Source organism: Desulfosarcina cetonica JCM 12296 (assembly GCF_001311845.1).
Lineage (GTDB): Bacteria > Desulfobacterota > Desulfobacteria > Desulfobacterales > Desulfosarcinaceae > Desulfosarcina > Desulfosarcina cetonica.
Genome location: NZ_BBCC01000047.1, coordinates 17750 through 34055 on the forward strand (window position 1 = coordinate 17750; position 16306 = coordinate 34055).

12 protein-coding genes and 2 pseudogenes are annotated in these 16306 nt (G+C 55.8%); 5 read left to right on the forward strand and 9 right to left on the reverse strand.

Features of this window, described 5'->3' with window-relative positions; genetic code table 11:
* Positions 1-48: 48 nt before the first annotated feature.
* On the reverse strand, positions 49-1518 hold the full coding sequence (locus tag JCM12296_RS12720; RefSeq protein WP_054693456.1) for a GEGP motif-containing diheme protein: 1470 nt from the start codon (positions 1516-1518) through the stop codon (positions 49-51).
* Between the two features lie 891 nt (positions 1519-2409).
* Between JCM12296_RS12720 and JCM12296_RS12730 the strand changes: the two genes are divergently transcribed.
* Positions 2410-2841, forward strand: a complete 432-nt coding sequence (locus tag JCM12296_RS12730; RefSeq protein ID WP_054693482.1) for a response regulator — start codon at positions 2410-2412, stop codon at positions 2839-2841.
* A gap of 78 nt (positions 2842-2919) precedes the next feature.
* Here the strand turns inward: JCM12296_RS12730 and JCM12296_RS36325 are convergent.
* From JCM12296_RS36325 to JCM12296_RS49035, 6 genes and pseudogenes are all read right to left on the reverse strand, one after another.
* A pseudogene (locus JCM12296_RS36325) lies at positions 2920-4240 on the reverse strand ((Fe-S)-binding protein).
* A 254-nt stretch (positions 4241-4494) separates the two neighbouring features.
* Positions 4495-5759, reverse strand: a pseudogene (locus JCM12296_RS49030) (hydrogenase iron-sulfur subunit).
* On the reverse strand, positions 5756-6124 hold the full coding sequence (locus JCM12296_RS44410; RefSeq protein WP_246804241.1) for an FAD-binding protein: 369 nt from the start codon (positions 6122-6124) through the stop codon (positions 5756-5758). The pseudogene JCM12296_RS49030 and the gene JCM12296_RS44410 overlap by 4 nt, the downstream one beginning before the upstream one ends.
* On the reverse strand, positions 6121-7305 hold the full coding sequence (locus tag JCM12296_RS12750) for an FAD-dependent oxidoreductase (RefSeq protein ID WP_083456102.1): 1185 nt from the start codon (positions 7303-7305) through the stop codon (positions 6121-6123). The genes JCM12296_RS44410 and JCM12296_RS12750 overlap by 4 nt, the downstream gene beginning before the upstream one ends.
* 50 nt (positions 7306-7355) lie before the next feature.
* Complete coding sequence (locus JCM12296_RS12755) at positions 7356-8279, reverse strand: methylenetetrahydrofolate reductase (protein WP_054693473.1); 924 nt, start codon at positions 8277-8279, stop codon at positions 7356-7358.
* Between the two features lie 61 nt (positions 8280-8340).
* Positions 8341-8601 (reverse strand): methylenetetrahydrofolate reductase C-terminal domain-containing protein, encoded by a 261-nt coding sequence (locus JCM12296_RS49035; protein WP_306304016.1) that lies wholly within the window; start codon positions 8599-8601, stop codon positions 8341-8343.
* Here JCM12296_RS49035 and JCM12296_RS49040 point away from each other — a divergent pair.
* The 3 genes from JCM12296_RS49040 to JCM12296_RS12770 all read left to right on the forward strand — a co-directional run bounded on the left by JCM12296_RS49040 (position 8600) and on the right by JCM12296_RS12770 (position 11949).
* Positions 8600-9073 carry a hypothetical protein gene (locus JCM12296_RS49040; RefSeq protein ID WP_306304014.1) on the forward strand — a complete coding sequence of 158 codons (474 nt, stop codon included), beginning with the start codon at positions 8600-8602 and terminating at the stop codon, positions 9071-9073. The two genes, JCM12296_RS49035 and JCM12296_RS49040, sit on opposite strands and share 2 nt — an antisense overlap.
* 496 nt (positions 9074-9569) lie before the next feature.
* A complete protein-coding gene (locus JCM12296_RS12765) occupies positions 9570-10055 on the forward strand; it encodes a TetR/AcrR family transcriptional regulator C-terminal domain-containing protein (RefSeq protein ID WP_246804242.1) in 486 nt (161 codons plus the stop codon).
* Between the two features lie 76 nt (positions 10056-10131).
* Positions 10132-11949: an acyl-CoA dehydrogenase gene (locus JCM12296_RS12770; RefSeq protein ID WP_054693476.1), complete on the forward strand. Its 1818-nt coding sequence runs from the start codon at positions 10132-10134 to the stop codon at positions 11947-11949.
* Positions 11950-12160: 211 nt separating this feature from the next.
* Here the strand turns inward: JCM12296_RS12770 and JCM12296_RS44415 are convergent, their stop codons facing one another.
* Together JCM12296_RS44415 and JCM12296_RS12775 are read right to left on the reverse strand one after the other, a co-directional pair.
* Positions 12161-12406, reverse strand: a complete 246-nt coding sequence (locus JCM12296_RS44415; RefSeq protein WP_246804247.1) for an AMP-binding enzyme — start codon at positions 12404-12406, stop codon at positions 12161-12163.
* The gene (locus JCM12296_RS12775; RefSeq protein ID WP_246804244.1) at positions 12406-13854 is read right to left on the reverse strand and encodes a long-chain-fatty-acid--CoA ligase; all 1449 of its coding nucleotides are present in this window, start codon (positions 13852-13854) and stop codon (positions 12406-12408) included. The genes JCM12296_RS44415 and JCM12296_RS12775 overlap by 1 nt, the downstream gene beginning before the upstream one ends.
* A 252-nt stretch (positions 13855-14106) precedes the next feature.
* Here JCM12296_RS12775 and JCM12296_RS12780 point away from each other — a divergent pair, with 252 nt between their 5' ends.
* On the forward strand, positions 14107-16173 hold the full coding sequence (locus JCM12296_RS12780; protein WP_054693479.1) for a (Fe-S)-binding protein: 2067 nt from the start codon (positions 14107-14109) through the stop codon (positions 16171-16173).
* The last annotated feature ends 133 nt before the right edge of the window (positions 16174-16306 follow it).

The following is a 16306-nucleotide window of genomic DNA, read 5'->3' on the forward strand; positions in this document are numbered from 1 at the left end:
CCGGGCTTTTTGCATTAAAACGGCTGCTCTATTTGAAAAAGAAAATCGTTATGCAATAATCTGAAGCAACACCATTATTTCATGCACGCCCCAATAGATTTTGGATTGAAGCTCACAATCCGTAATCCAGTCGTTTTTGTCCGAGACCTCGAAATCCTTGCAACCATCTATTTTTGAAAGCAAGTCATTTTCTATTTTATTCAGGGCATCATTGTACTCTTGATTTCGAATTATTTTTTTGACCACATTCAACTTTGAGGTTATCACCCGCTTGGCATTGGGTTGTTTAAAGAGATCATTATCTGCCGCCTCGATCTCCATAACAAGATTGTTTATTTTTTCTTCAATCGTTGGTAGCGGGTCAATCGCCCCGTAAACAATGATTTTGTTCTGATCCACATAATTCCAGCCGGCCTCTAGCGTATCGATTGCAGTTGTCCCCTCGGGCAGCGGGTCGACACGGATCATGGTGGCCGTACGTGTGGCAAAACCTGCATTGTGATCGGCATTATCATCAAACGGCCATATGACATCCTGCATATCCGAGTTGGAGGCCTGATCCGGTGGCCCAACCACTTTTTGAGGCGGCACTACCCTGAACGGGCCTTCTCCATCGAGTTTATTATCAGTATTCAATATGCCAGGTTTCAGATACACGCCGTCTCTTTTAAAGGCGAGCATAAGTTGAAGCCCATTTTCAACGTCGATTGGTGCTTCGGGTGAATAATCACCACAAGGGGGGGAAGAGTAATCGCACCATCCATAATCAGTATTTTCTTGATCCGCCTCTTCATGGTAATAGAATGTGGCCGCCGGATATGTTCCATAGACATGATAAAATAATGGATCTGGGTCCAGCTCCAAAGGATGATACTGGGACCAACCGTCAGGCGCATAAACATTAATGCTTTGGGCTTCCGGTAGTATGCCGGCATCGCTTAGTACCTGAGACATGGTCACTCCGCTGTATTCCGCGTAGAAATCACCTGACTTGTGTGTGTTCATCAGCATGAACTGCTTGTGTGGCGGCATGCTTTCTAAATCATCGAGTGTGTACACCCGGTAAGGAGCAGGCACCTTGGTAGGGTCGTCATTGGCATCCCCAGGAAAACGTAACGCGGCAATTTCCTGTGCGTTTGTATACCCATCGCCATCTGAATCCAAATTTTTGATAATGTCAAAGGCGTCTTCATTTTGTCCGGCGCTCCGGTAATCTTTTCCAAACTGGTTTAACGTCGTGTCAATATCGCCGGATGCATCATACCCGAAGGAATAGTGGCACCATTGGCAACTGCCCAATGTGACCCAAACATCTGTCTTTTTTTCGTATTGGCCATTGGCGTGACACAGCACACAGCTATCGAGTTTGGTTCCGGCCATATCCGGATAGGCAGATAAAAAGTTAGGTGAGTCGGTGTCCACTCCACCATGGTCATAGGCAGCATAGGCTGTCGGTATGAAAACTAAAAGCAATACAAAAACTGATGGAACAAACCATTTACTATACATCATAACCATAAATCAGAAATATTCCTGCCTTATTTGAACCAAATATTGACCCTGTTGGAAAAAAGCTCACAAATATCTGTTCTCCTGTGAAGTAGAGAACAATCAGGATCACTATGAAAAATTTAACGCGGTTATGTTCTCATGCAAAGGATTCATTGGCTGGCCTTCCAATTACTTTCGTTGGGGCTCGGCAGTACCTGAAATGCACGAAGGAATGTGGGAAATGGCTTTGCGGCTGGCCTTGGGGGCCCACCAGGCGCAGGGAGGGGGACTCCCATCGCAGCAAGCACAAAAAAGGCGATATCAACGGCTTTTTCAAGGAACTGGCGAACAGTGTTCTGATTTATCCCAATAATCATGCAATGTCGTGATAGACGGGATTATGTATACTTCCTAAGAAATTGAACGCGGATACAAATAAGTCCCCTGCCGTCTTGCGGCAACCAAAGAACGTGTCTTTTCCATTAGTTGACGAAATGTATGTGGGCACCTTTTCCCGTCCGTTTGATTGATTCCGGAGACTCGGCATAACGCCACATTTTTTTTACATTCTGTAAAATTTTCTGACACCTCACGGGCCCGCTTGTCAGAAGAGGTCAGCCGATCATGCAGATATTGAATGAAATTTATTATTTTTGAAGTATTTTAAAAAGTTTTTCGCCTGGCATATGACTTGCTTCGCAACACTATCGATTGTTGTCAGCCACCACCGCCACATCCATCATGACCTTAGCCACTGTTTTGCGTTGTTCATCAATCTCCAGGTACGTGTGGTCCTGCTCGCGGAGTAATGGAAAAACTCATTCTCGCTGCCTGGATTTGCGACGATTGGGAGCTGAAATCAATTTCGAGCGGGCAATCGGCAAGGGGGCTTTCACACGTATCAAAAGGAGATTGAACATGACTACCGTAAAGGTCCTTTTTATAGATGATGAAAAAGCCTTTGTCGATACCATGGCGAAGCGGTTGATGAAAAGAGGAATAGATGTCGTTCCGGCATTTAACGGAAAGGACGCCTTGGACCGCATAAAAAAAAATAGTGCAATCGAGGCCATTATTTTAGATATCAAAATGCCGGTGATGGACGGTATGGCGGCCTTAAAGGTGATTAAAAGAAAATATCCCCTCTTGGAAGTCATCATGCTCACCGGTCACGCTACGGTGGAATCCGCAATCGAGGGAATGAAGATGGGCGCCTTTGATTACCTGATGAAGCCTTGCGATATGGATCGGTTGGTCTCAACGGTGGAAGCGGCGGCAAAACGAAAGCAGCAGCAGGAACAAAGAATCATACAAAGAAGAAAATGGGGGCGATTGGTCTCCGGTGTATAACATGCTCCGGCACAAGGGGGCTAGTGACGGGCTGGGAAGGAAAACCGGCTCCCTTTGCGGGAGCCGGTGTTGGCTGCTTTACATGTTGGATGATTCGGGATGGAAGACATCCACATCCACGAGATCCTCGCCCAGGTAGGCACGCTCGTTGGGACCGAGAATGCCCAGGGAGAGGCACAGGATCGTCCACAGGTGAACGGTCTGCCACGCGTGGCCGGCTTGGTCGCTCAGGTCATGGACCTGGGCATGGCAGTTGTGGCACGGCGTGATGCAGTAGGGCGCCTTGGTGGCCAGGATCTGGTCGGTCTTGAGCTTGCCGTAGGCCCGCCGTTCGTCCGGGAATCCGGACTGCAGGAAGCCACCACCGCCGCCGCAGCAGAAGTTGTTGGATCGGTTGGGATACATGTCGACGAAGTTTTCCTCGCCAACCGCGGCCTTGACCACGAAACGCAGGTCCTCGGCCACGGGGTCGCCGAAGGTCTTGCGTACCAGCTGGCAGGGATCCTGGACGGTGAACTTGATCTGACGATCCTTGTTCCATTCGGAGCTGGGTTTCAGCCTCCCTTCGCGGATCCACTGGGCGTAGTATTGAATGATGCTTTTGATTTCGAAATTGGGTTCGAGCTTGAATTTTTTCAGTCCGGCCCGGACTGCAAAGAGTTCGTGCCCTCACTCCGTATTGAGCCAGACCTTGCAGCCCAGGTCCTCCACGGCCTTTTTCTTCACCTCGACAATGTGTTTCCAGCTTTCGTCGTCACCCAGGAACATGCAGTAGTTCTCAGCTGCCCAGCCTTGGTGCCGTAGGTCCAGTCGGCGCCGGCGAGGTGCAGGATCTTCCACAGAGGGACCATCTCGTCCGGTTCGGTGACCGGCTCGCGGGAGTTCTGATTGAGGAAGAATTCGGCGTTCTGTTTGTTCACCGGGGCTTTCATCTCCGCGAATTCCGGCTGGGCCTCGCGGTATTCTTCCAGCACATCTTCGACCACGAACTGGAAGTCTTCTTCCGTGGCACCCATGGCGCTGCAGGTATCGTTGCGCAGGGCCACATCACAGGAACCGAGGATGCCCTTGGGCCGCTGGTCACGGGGCCAGCTGGCGCGGGCGTTGAAGACCAGCTGCGGGATGTCGATCTTCATGGGGCAAACGTAGATGCAGCGCTGGCACATGCTGCACATCCAGACCCATTTGGTGCTCAGGACTTCCTCGTCCATGCCCAGAGCCGCCATACGCAAAAATTTTCGGGGATCCATTCCCTCCAGACCCGTTGCCGGACATCCTGAAGAACAGGCGCCACAGGTCAGGCACAAGTTCAGGTTACCCCCCTCGGGAGGATCTCCTTGACCTTGTCGATGAAAACGGATCGCTTCTTACCGCCGAGCTTGATCGCTTCATCAGCCATACTGTTAATTCCTCCGTTATTGGTTTACCAACGACATTACCATTTTGATAAAAATTATCAAGTAAGTCTTTTATTGATGAATAGACGGTAAATTACAAGGAAAAAATCGACCCGTCAGTGACCGTTTGCCCGTCGGCACAACACCCCAATTAAGGTCGGATCACCGGAAACGCGGTCGTTCGTTGGTGCGAAGACAGGAAACGCCCCCGCCATGATGCCGGCGGGGCGCTTTGGGTTGCTTGGGGATGAACGGACTATTTGGCTTTCAATTGGGCTTCCATGTCCATCAGGATGGTGGAAAAATCAGCGCCCATGTTGGAGGCTGTGGTGGCGAAGCAGATGCGCTCTTTCTCGACCCCGATGGCGGCCAGCATTTCCTGGGCGTTGGCGGCACGCCAGCGGCATACAGGCTGCCCCGCTCGGATTTGCAGTTGCCATTGTGGCAGGCCATGATCACCACGCCGTCGGCGCCTTCGGCCAGGGCGTGCATGATGTAGTCGATATCCACCTTGCCGGCACAGGGCACGGTAACGGTCTTCAGGCCGGCGGGCAACGGCATGCCGAAGGATTCGGCCATCTTGGCGGCTTCCAACCCGCTGTTCTGGCAGCAGAAGGCCACGATCGTGGGGGCGTCGCCGGTCTTGGCGGTGGCCGACTGGCCGACCGTCTCGATCATGGCGGTGTCGTTGTAGTCACCGATCTGGATGGCATCCATGGGACATTCGGAGGCGCAGATGCCGCAGCCCTGGCAGGCCACCTTGGAAATCACCGGCTTGTTTTCCGCGGCCCAGTAGATCGCCCCGTGGGGGCAGCAGCGGTAGCAGGTGAGACAGAAGGTGCATTTGCCCGTGTCGATAACGGCCTTGTCGGTCGGCACATCGATGGTGCCGTCGCCCAACAGCCCGCGGACCCGTAGGGCGGCATTTTCCGCATCCATCAGGGCGCCGTAACGTTTTTTCACCCGACGGCTGCCACCGACCACGAAGATGCCCTCGCGGTTGGTTGAAACCGGATAGCGGTGCACGTTGTCGGTCTGTAAGAAGCCCATGGACCCCATATCGATCTTGAGCATGTCGGCCAGGGCCGCATTGACGTCGTCGGCACCGATGGCCTCTTCGACCACGATGATATCCGGCACCAATTCCACCGGCCGTTGCAGGACCGGGTCGTCATAGGTGATGGAAAGGGCGCTGCCCTCCTGGGCGACGGTGGGTTGGGCGGTCAGTTTGATGTACATGGCGCCCTTGTCGCGGCACTCCAGATAGAGACGCTCGAGACCGTCCTCGGCCACCTTGAGGTCGCCGGCGATCACATAGGCGCTCGTATCGGCCTGGTTTTCCAGGGCCAGAACACTCTTCAAAACCCGCTCCAGCACCAGGGGGTTGCCATCCTGGGCCAGGCCCATGAGAAAGGCGATGGATTTGCCGGCGAAGGCGGCCGGGTTGCTTTTAAGGGCCGCTTCCAGCTGACTCTGGCTGAGCACGGTGTCGGACAGGGTCAGCCCGTAGGCGTCGTTCATCGGGCAGGAGACCAGTTCCGAGGCCACCACGATGGCGCCCACGGATTTCTCGACGATGTCCTCGTTGCCTGACAGCCATACCCGGAAATCTCCGGGGACGCCGGCGGCACCATCCATGCGGGTGGCGGCGAGCATTTCGATCTTGTCCGATGCTTGGCCGTTTCCAGAAGCGCGTCCAGGGCAGCCTGTTCGTCACCCTCGACATCGGCGATAGCGGTGTCGGCGGGCGCGCCGCCGTCGATCAGGACCACATTGTAGCCGTTGGCGGCTATCTCGGTGGCGGCTTTCACGCCGGTCATGCCGGCACCGACCACCAGAACGTCGGTCGACAGCTTGATGGTTTCCATTTGCGTCTGTTGTGTCATGAGGCCCTCCCCAGATATTTCATCACTTCGCCGGCAGACTGACCTGCATGGACGATGGATTCGGCAATGGTTTTCGGTCCCGATGCGGTACCGGCCACGAATACGCCCGGCTGACCGGTGGTCACCCGGTTCATGCTGTCGGCACAGGCAAAGAAACCGTCACCGCCCAGCGGCGCCCCGGTGGCCTCGGCCAGGGCCGCGTTGTCAGCCGACGGCATGATACCGACGGACAATACGACCAGATCGAAGATGTCCTCGATCGCTTCACTGCTGCCTTCGGAAGCCATGAAGCGGGTGCGAATGCGATCGTCTTCGGTCTCGTACATATCCACGGGAATGGTGCGCACGAACTTCATCTCGTCTTTGCACTTCTGGTAGAAGACGGGAAAGTCGTTGCCCGTGTTCTGGATGTCCATGTAGAAAATGGTGATATCCAGTTCCGGGTCCTTGTGTTTCATGGACTGGGCGGTTCTCAGGGCATAGGGACAGCAGACCTGGCTGCACCACAGGTTGCCCAGACGTTCGTCGCGGCTGCCCACGCACTGAATGAAGGCGACCTTCTTGGGGGGCTGACCGTCCGACGGCCGCAACACCTTGCCATTGGCGCGCTTGCCTTGTTCCAGATCCAGACCGCTGATGACGTTTTTCAGTTCGTTATAGCGATAGGTGGATTTTTTGTTGGGATCGAAGGGGGTGAAGCCGCTGGCGACGACCACGGCATCCACTTCCAGGTCGTCCGCCTTGCCGGTGGTCTCTGGGTTGAGGCTGCCGTCGGCGTTGTAGAATTTGGCGTTGTTCAGGGAGTAGCCCTTGACCGCCGTACAACCCGCCGGATCGGCTGTGTAGCCCCCCTCACAGGCACTGGCGTCTTTGGCCGCGTCGGCCTTTTTCAGGCTGACCTTGAAATTGCCGTTTTTGTTGATTCCGGTCACCTCGGTGGCCAGATGCACGGAAATGGCCGGCTCGTTAACCACATTCTTGAGCATTTTCTCCACGGCACAAGCACCGCACTGGCGGCATTCGTCCGTGGCCTTGCAGGCGTATTGGATGGCGTGCCCGCCGAGAAAGTCGGCCTTTTCCACGAGCGCAACTTGTGCGCCAAGGCCGGCCAGTTCCCAGGCTGCCGTCAAACCGGCGATCCCGCCCCCAATGACCATGACTTTTTTCGATTCAGTACTCACGTGAAAACTCCTTTAGTGATCGTTGGTTGACAATGGATGGTCGGTGCTGATCAGACCACGGGCCTGGGCAGGACGTTTGCCCGTTCGGTGATTTCCGGCACCTTGTGTTCCCACTCGATGGCCATGAGATGAACACCGGCGACGCCCTTCATCTCCTTGAACTCCTCGATTTGTTCGCAGGCGATCTTGATGCCTTCGTCGGCGACCTTTTTCTTATCCACGCCCTGGAGGCGTTTGATGATTTCATTGGGCACATCCATGCCGGGCACCTTCATCTGCATGTAGCGCGCCATACCGACACTCTTCATGGGCGTGACGCCGGCCAGGATGTAGACCTTCTCGGTGAGTCCCATGTCAACGGCTTCCTTGACCCACTGGCGCATTCTTTCCATGTTGAAGATGCACTGGGTCTGGACGAAATCGACGCCGGCGGCGACTTTCTTGGCCAGGCGATGGACGCGCCATTCGTGGGGCTCGGCAAAGGGGTTGGCCGCGCCGCCGATGAAAATTTGGGGGGGACCGTCGATGTCGGCGCCGCCGAGGAACTTGGATTCGTCGCGCATTTTTTTGACGGTGCCGATCAGTTGGGTGGAGTCGATGTCGAAGACGCCCTTGGACTGGGGATGGTCGCCGAATTGCTGATGGTCGCCGGAGAGGCAGAGCATGTTGCGGATGCCCATGGCCGAGGCACCGAGGATGTCGGCCTGCATGGCCAACCGGTTGCGATCCCGGCAGACCATCTGGTAATTGGGCTCGAGCCCCTCTTCGATGGCGATCAGCGAGGCCGCCCAGCTGGACATGCGCACCATGGCGGTCTGGTTGTCGGTGATATTGACGGCATCGACCTTGCCGACCAGGTGCTTGGCCTTATCCCGAACCGCCTCCACGTTGGATCCGCGGGGCGGCCCCAGTTCTCCGGTGAAGGCGAAATGACCGGCGCGCAATATTTTTTCCAAATTGCTTCCTGATTTCATATGGTAATCCCTCTATATGGTTTGGCTTGTTTCAGTTGCTGATGGTGTCGCTCCGTCTCGGCTACTTGATCCCCAATGCGGTCAGGCGTTCTTGATACCCCGGTTGGATGATGGTTCTGGGCGTCTGGTTGCGCCAGTCGTTGGCCGGGCAGATTTCCAGGATGTTGGCCAGGCGGTTCTGTTTGGCCAGACGCTCGTGGATCCGGTACCAGGCACACGGCTGATCGGGATTGATTTCGCAGCTGCCCTTGTTGGTGCCGCCGCAGGGGCCGTTGAACAGGCCCTTGGCGCACATGGTTACCGGGCAGATGCCGGCCGTCATGCCCAGCACGCAGGTGCCGCAGGCCCGGCATTTTTCCTCGTACCAGCACTTCCCGGTTGACGCCGATAAAGGCGGTGTTGACCGCCGGCAGTACGGGAATTTCGGGAAACCGCTCGGCCAGGAACTGGATACCGGCGCCGCAGGCCATGGAGACGAGCGCGTCGTATTCATCCACCATGCCATCCAATTCCTCGAGAAATTCCATGTCGCATTGCCGCTCCACCGTGATGCCACCAACTTCGATGGGATTACCTTCCATGCGACGGGCGATCTTCAGTTCGGAGTTCAGCACCCCGACCTCCTTCTCGCCGCCTGCCAGGCATACCGCCACGCAGGTGCCGCACCCCACGGTGAGGACTTTTTTGAAGTCTTTCACCATGGTTCTGACCTCTTCAATGGGCTTTCGTTCCGCAACAATCATTTGACATTCCTCCTGTTTGTCATGGCACGGGGTTGTTGCCATGCTGGGTGAATCACCACACGCATGATCTAAGTAAGGGGCGAGCGTGATTTATAAAGGTGAGCCAAGTAGCGAAATTAATCAGAGCCGATCAATTCTGTCAATATATAAAGGAGGTACCCCGAAACACCGGTCCGATTCAGCGGCATGGGGCAGGGCTGCGTCCGAGAAAAATGAGTTGTAGTTCATTTTTTGCGGAACGGCTATGCCCAAACCCGAAAATCATCACAATACAATCATCGGCACGCAAAACGGTATTATTTTGCATGCGATTTGAATACCGATGAAATCCGGTCGCTTTCCCAACGGACCGATGTTTGCGCTTGACAGCCATAGCCGGATTTTGGTAAATGAATGAATATTCATTCATAGTTTTCAGGAGGCTCACTATCACACAGAAAAAGAAAAATATGGACAAGTACCAGCGCATTCTCGAAGCTGCCATCACGGTATTTGCCAAGCAGGGGTTCTTCCAGTCCACCATCGCTCAGATTGCCAAGCGGCCGGCGTGGCGGATGGAACCATTTACCTCTATTTCAAGAACAAGGATGATATCCTGGTTCAGTTTTACCAGTACAAGACACGCCAGATTTTCGAGCGTTTCCGCGACGTCGTCCAGCAGGCGACGACCGCGGAAGAGAAATTGCGGAGTCTGATCCGGGTTCACCTTCAGGAGTTCCAGCAAGATCCCCATATGGCCATTGTCTACCAGGCCGAAACCCACCAGTACCATCGGCGTAACGATGAAAACCTGAAAGAGATGTCCAAGCTGTACCGGGATATCATCTCCGAGGTGGTGGAATTGGGGCAGGAAGAGGGCACCATTCGTCGTGACCTGTACATGGGGTTGGTCAAACGCTTCATCAACGGCGCCGTCGATGAAGTGATCAACTCGTGGATCCATTCCGGCGGGCAATATGACCTGGTCACCATGGCCGACCCGTTGGTGGATCTGTTCATGAGCGGTATCGGCGGCAGACGCGGATCCGAATAAAAACCGACCCTTCACTCGGATCCACGCCCATTGGGTTTTCGGCGCTTCACCCGTCACAACAAGGAGAATTGAAACCATGGCACAATTAATTGCCGATCGAAGAGACGTCGATTTTGTTTTGCATGAACAGTTGGACGTCGATGTGCTTAGCAAGCAAGCGAAGTACGCCGAATTCAGCAGGAAAACCATCGACCTGATCATCAGCGAAGCGCGCAATCTGGCGATCAAGGAGATTCTGCCGACATTCAAGGAAGGGGATGAAGAGGGCTGCCGGTTTGAAAACGGCCAGGTTTTCGTACCGGAGAGTTTCAAGCGCGCCTACGATCTGTTTATTGAGGGCGAATGGCTGGCCATGACCGAGGACCCGGCGTTTGGCGGGCAGGGGATGCCCCGCACGGTGGCGCTGGCCGCCGGCGACTATTTCAACGGTGCCAACTATGCCTTCATGATGTATCCGGGGCTGACCCACGGGGCGGCCCTGTTGGTGGAGTCCTTTGGTACCGAGCGGCAGAAGCAGTTGTTCCTCAAAAACATGTTTACCGGTAAATGGACCGGCACCATGCTGCTCACCGAACCCGAGGCCGGATCCGATGTGGGCAACCTGTCCACCAGCGCCAGGAAGAATCCCGACGGCACCTATTCCATCACCGGCAACAAGATCTTTATCTCCTCGGGCGAGCACGACATGGTGGAGAACATCGTTCACCCGGTCCTGGCCCGCATCGAAGGTGCACCCGCGGGAACCAAGGGCATTTCCCTGTTCCTGGTACCCAAGTACCGTGTCAACGCGGATGGCAGCCTGGGCGAATTCAACGACGTGGTCTGCACGGGCATCGAACACAAGATGGGCATCAACGGCAACGCCACCTGTTCACTCACCCTGGGCGGCAAGGGCAATTGCGTGGGCGAGCTTTTGGGTGAGGAAAACAAAGGCATGCGGGCCATGTTCCTGATGATGAACGAAGCGCGCCTTTTGGTGGGCATGCAGGGGTTCTGCTGCGCCAGCGCTTCCTACATGAATGCCCTCAATTATGCCCGCGAACGCGTTCAGGGAAAAAGCCTGCTGCAGGCGATGGATGCCGATGCACCCTCGGTACCGATCATCCAGCACCCCGACGTGCGGCGCATGCTGCTCTCCATGAAGGCCTATGTGGAAGGCATGCGCAGCCTGCTGTACTACACCGGTTTTCTCACCGACCGGATCGCCGTCAGCGATAACGAAAAGGAGAAGTCGCGCCTGCAGGGAATGATCGACCTGTTGATTCCGATCTGCAAGGGCTATGTCACCGACAAGTCCTTCGAGGTGTGCAGCACGGGGATCCAGGTTTATGGCGGATATGGCTTCACCAAGGAGTATCCCCAGGAGCAGCTCTTGCGCGACTGCCGGATTACCATGATCTATGAGGGCACCAACGGCATCCAGGCCATGGACCTGTTGGGCCGCAAGCTGGGCATGAACAAGGGCAAGCCCATCATGGACCTGATGGGTGAGATTCAAAAAACCCTGGCCGCGGCCAAGGCCTTCGAGAACCTCGGCGACCTCGCCGCCCGACTGGAGAAAGCCCTGAACCGCCTGGCCGAAGTCGCCATGCACCTGGGGGCCACGGCCATGTCGCCAAAGGTGATGCAGGCCTTTGCCTTTGCCCATCCCTTCCTGGACGCGTCCGGTGATGTGGTGATGGCTTGGATGCTGCTCTGGCGCGCGGTGATCGCCGCCACGGAACTGGAAAAAGGGGCCAAGAAAAAGGACCAGGCGTTCTATGAGGGGCAGATCAAAAGCTGCCAGTACTTTACCCAGGCGGTCCTGCCCGTGACCATGGGCAAGATGGACGCCATCATGACCACCTGTCCGGCGGCTGTCGAGATCAGCGACGAGGCCTTTGGCGGAAAATAGACCCTTCTTTGAATCGGCTACTCAGCCAAATGGGGACGCGCACCATTGTGCGCGTCCCCGCTTTTGTTTGACGGATTCGTAAAAAGCTCGATATCGGCGTTACGCGTATCCTTCGTCACTGCGGCGTACGCAAAAGTACGCCTCCTTAAGGATTCGCAAGCCTTGATCTCGGGCTTTTTACGAATCCATCTTGTTTGGGTGAACCGAATTTTCAGGAGGATTCGGTTTTGCCCAATTCCATGGCCCGCAGATCCTTTTTGAGGATCTTGCCCACATTGGTCTTGGGCAGTTCCTCGCGGAACTCGATTTCCGCCGGCCACTTGTATTTGGCCAGCTTTTCGGTGCAGTAGGCCATCAGCTCTTCGGCGGTGGCGGTTTTTCCCGGTTTGAGGACCACAAACACCTTGACCGCTTCACCGCGCTTGGGATGCGGCACCCCGATGGCGGTGGCTTCCATCACCTTGGGATGTTCGAAAAAACCTCTTCGATATCCCGGGGGTAGACATTGTAGCCGCTGGATAGAATCATGTCTTTTTTACGATCGACAATGTAGAAATAGCCTTCTTCATCCATCTTGGCGATATCGCCGGTATGCAGCCAACCGTCGGTGAGGCTTTCGGCGGTCGCCTCGGGCCGCTTCCAGTAGCCCTTCATGACCTGGGGCCCTCTGACGAACAGTTCACCGCTTTCCCCCACGGGCACATCGGATTCGCCATCCTTCAGGCTGACGATCCGGCATTCCGTGTCGGGAATCGGAACTCCGATGCTGCCGATCTTGCGCTGGCCGTGGAACGGATTGACATGCGTCACCGGGCTGGATTCGGTCAGCCCGAAGCCCTCGATGATGATCGCCCCGGTCTTTTTTTCGAAGGCGTTGATCACCTCGACCGGCAGGGGGGCGCTGCCCGAAAAGCAGCCTTTGATGGAGGTCAGGTCGGCCTTGGCGATATGGGGATGTTCGAGCATGCCGATGTACATGGTGGGCACCAAGGGCGCAAAGGTCGGCTTGTATTTGCTGATCGCTTCTAACAGCTGCGGAGGTTGGGGCTTGGGGACCAGAATGTTACCCCAGCCGGCGTAAATGGCCAGGTTCATGCTGACCGACAGACCGAACACGTGAAAGAAGGGTAGTGCCCCGAGCATGATTTCGTCTCGACTGAAAGTGGGCAGCCAGGCGATGATATGCTGGATTTGCTTGCTCAGGTTGGCGTGGGTCAGCATGACCCCCTTGGAGACGCCTGTCGTGCCGCCGGTATACTGATACATGGCCACGTCTTCGAAATCGATGGCGACCTTGGGCGGTGTGGCCGGATAGCGGGCCAGCATGGCCTTCCATTTGTAAACGTCGTCGGCCGGTTTGACATCCGCGGCGAGCTTCTTGCGTTTGCCGACCAGTGGGAAAAGCAGATTTTTCGGAAAGGGCAGATAATCTCCGATCGAGGTGTAAACAATCTGCCGGATCCGGGTGCGTGGCCGCAGATCGATCATCCGGTTGCCCAATAGATCGAGCGTGATCAGCGCTTTGACCCCGGCATCGTTGAACTGATGCTCGAGTTCCCGGTCCGTATAGAGCGGGTTGTTCATCACCGCAACGGCGCCGATGCGCAGGATGGCATAGTAGGCGACCACACAGGGAATGAGATTGGGCAACAGGATCGCCACGCTGTCTCCCTGCTTGATCCCGAAATCGGTCAGGCAAGTGGCGAAACGGTCGACCATCGCGTTCAATTGGGCAAAGGTGACCCCGTATCCCTGAAAGTTCACTGCCATTTTGTCGGGAAACCGTTGGGCGGAACGGTTCAGGCAATCCGGCAGGCAGATGGATTCATATTGGACATGTTCGGGAACGCCAGCTTCATAGTGATTCAACCAAGGTTTTCTATCGTAGGGATTGTCTGAGGTCACAGTGGCCTCCTTTTTCCTTGTTTTTCGTGGGCGTTCGTACTAAGGGAAAACTTCTTGCCTGATTCCACGGTAAAAAAAACGGCCGATGGCTTTTTTTTGCCGTCGGGGTATTGCCGATACTTTCTTTTAATGAAATGAAATCCTGTCACTGAGATCTTGACAGGGTTAAATGTAATGGGTCAAGACTGAATGAATACTCATTCATTTTTTAACCATTCTATTACGAAACCGAAGGGAGAGCAAGAGTAAAACATGGAAAACGCGTTGATCGCACCAGCCCAGTATGTCTTTCTTTTTATCCCCACGGTCATATTCAGCCTGCTGATACCGGTGGTGGGGGTGGCGGTATTTACCTACATCATGGCCCTGCGGGCGGCGCCCCTGGTGAAGGCGGCGCCGGACAAGCGGTTCGACCGCATTCCGCAACGGCTGTTCAATGTGCTTAAGATCTGGCTGGGACAGTACCGCCAGCCGCGCTACCGGACGGCCGGGATCGTGCACATTGTCATTTTTGCCGGCTTTCTGGTCCTGAGCATCCGGTCGTGTTCACTGGTGATCATCGGGCTTTCGCCGGACTTCGTCATGCCCGGATTCAGCGGCGTGGTGGGCATGATCTACAACCTGCTCAAGGATTACGCGGCCACGGGCGTTCTGGTGGCTTGCGGGATCGCCGCCTGGCGACGGGCGGTGGTCAAGCCGAAGCGCTATGCCGTGCCGGCCAAATACGGCAAGGATCACACGGCGGAGGCCCTGTTCGTGTTGGGGCTGATCTCGACCCTGATGATTTCCGAGAGCCTGTTCGAGGCCACCAGCGTGGCGGCCAACGCCAAGGCAGGGCTGCACACCGAGTTTCTGGCACCCCTGACCCTGGTGTGGCTGTTCAAGAACGGGTTGATGTTCGCCTCGGAGGGGACCTTGCAGGGGCTGCACATCATTGCCTATTACACCCACGATCTGACCTTCTTCTTTTTCCTCTGCTTCCTGCCCTTGGGCAAACATTTTCACGTCATCACCTCGATTTTCAACGTGTTTTTCATGCGTGTCAAGCGGGGCAACATCAAGCCGGTGCGGTACGGGATCACGGCCGAGGAGCTGGACGATCTGGAATCCTTCGGGGTGAAGAAGATCGAGGATTTTACTTGGAAGCACCTTTTGGACTTCTATTCGTGCGCGGACTGCGGTCGCTGCTCGGACAACTGTCCGGCCAACGCCGTAGGGCGCCCGCTGTCGCCGCGGTTCATCTCCATCAAGGGACGCAACACGCTGTTCGACAACTATCCGATTTACCCGTACGGGTCGGCTTTCAAGAAGAGCGAGCCGTTGATCGGCACGGTGTACGAAGAGGACGAGATCTGGTCGTGCACCACTTGCGGGGCCTGCGAGCAGGAGTGTCCGATCGGCATCGAATACATCGATAAGATCGTGGACCTCAGGCGCGGCATGGTAGACGAGGGGATGGTGCCCCAGAGCCTGCAGAAGCCGCTCAAGGCCATTGAGAAACGCGGCAACCCATGGGGCAAGATGGAGAAGAAACGTGCCGAGTGGACCAAGGGGCTGCCCGAGGGTGTGACGGTCAAGGATTTGGCCAAGGACTCCGCCGAAATGCTCTACTTCGTGGACAGCATCACCAGCTACGACGACCGCATGCAGGAGATCGGCCGGGCCACGGCGACGATTCTGGCCAAGGCCGGCGCGGATTTCGGCATCCTGGGCAAGGATGAGAAGGACGCGGGCAACGAGATCCGGCGCTTCGGCGAGGAGATGTTGTTCCAGAGCATGAAGGAGATGAACACCGAGGCGATTTTGGACAGCGGGGTCAAGACGATCGTGACCGCCGATCCACACGCCTTCAACGTGCTGAAGAACGATTACGAGGGGCTGCCGCCGGTGGAGCACATCAGTCAGTTCATCACCCGTAGCGTGACCTCGGGTGCGCTGAAGCTGACCGGCGCCAATGGTGACGGCAAGATCTACACCTACCACGATCCCTGCTATTTGGGGCGACACAACGATGTATATACCGATCCGCGGGCGGCGCTGGATGCCATCGCGGGCCTCAAACGGGTGGAAATGGAGCGTCACGGGGACCGATCGTTCTGCTGCGGCGGCGGCGGACTGATGCTCTTCTACGAACCCGAGGAAGAACAGCGCATGGGCGTGCTGCGCGTGGAGATGGCCAAAGCGGCCGGCGCGAACGTGATCGTGACGGCGTGTCCCTTCTGCCTGGTGAACATGGAAGACGCCATCAAGGTGGCCGGTCTGGAAGGCGAGATGGAAGCCATCGACCTGTCGGAGCTGATTGCCCAGCACCTGGCGTAGGGGCGAAACATTTTTCGCCCCTACCATACGCCACGGATAACGAAGAAAAACAGAAGATAAAACAATAGTACCACGGGGCGATTTAACTGGTAACAAGGAGGAAACATGGACATTTTGGTATGCGTGAAACGAG

Bases quoted from the DNA above. Each gene is read 5' to 3' on its own strand.
- JCM12296_RS12720 (WP_054693456.1), bottom strand. From the start codon at position 1,518: ATGGTTATGATGTATAGTAAATGGTTTGTTCCATCAGTTTTTGTATTG.
- JCM12296_RS12730 (WP_054693482.1), top strand. From the start codon at position 2,410: ATGACTACCGTAAAGGTCCTTTTTATAGATGATGAAAAAGCCTTTGTC.
- JCM12296_RS44410 (WP_246804241.1), bottom strand. From the start codon at position 6,124: ATGACACAACAGACGCAAATGGAAACCATCAAGCTGTCGACCGACGTT.
- JCM12296_RS12755 (WP_054693473.1), bottom strand. From the start codon at position 8,279: ATGAAATCAGGAAGCAATTTGGAAAAAATATTGCGCGCCGGTCATTTC.
- JCM12296_RS49040 (WP_306304014.1), top strand. From the start codon at position 8,600: ATGCCCAGCACGCAGGTGCCGCAGGCCCGGCATTTTTCCTCGTACCAG.
- JCM12296_RS49035 (WP_306304016.1), bottom strand. From the start codon at position 8,601: ATGACGGCCGGCATCTGCCCGGTAACCATGTGCGCCAAGGGCCTGTTC.
- JCM12296_RS12770 (WP_054693476.1), top strand. From the start codon at position 10,132: ATGGCACAATTAATTGCCGATCGAAGAGACGTCGATTTTGTTTTGCAT.
- JCM12296_RS44415 (WP_246804247.1), bottom strand. From the start codon at position 12,406: ATGGAAGCCACCGCCATCGGGGTGCCGCATCCCAAGCGCGGTGAAGCG.
- JCM12296_RS12780 (WP_054693479.1), top strand. From the start codon at position 14,107: ATGGAAAACGCGTTGATCGCACCAGCCCAGTATGTCTTTCTTTTTATC.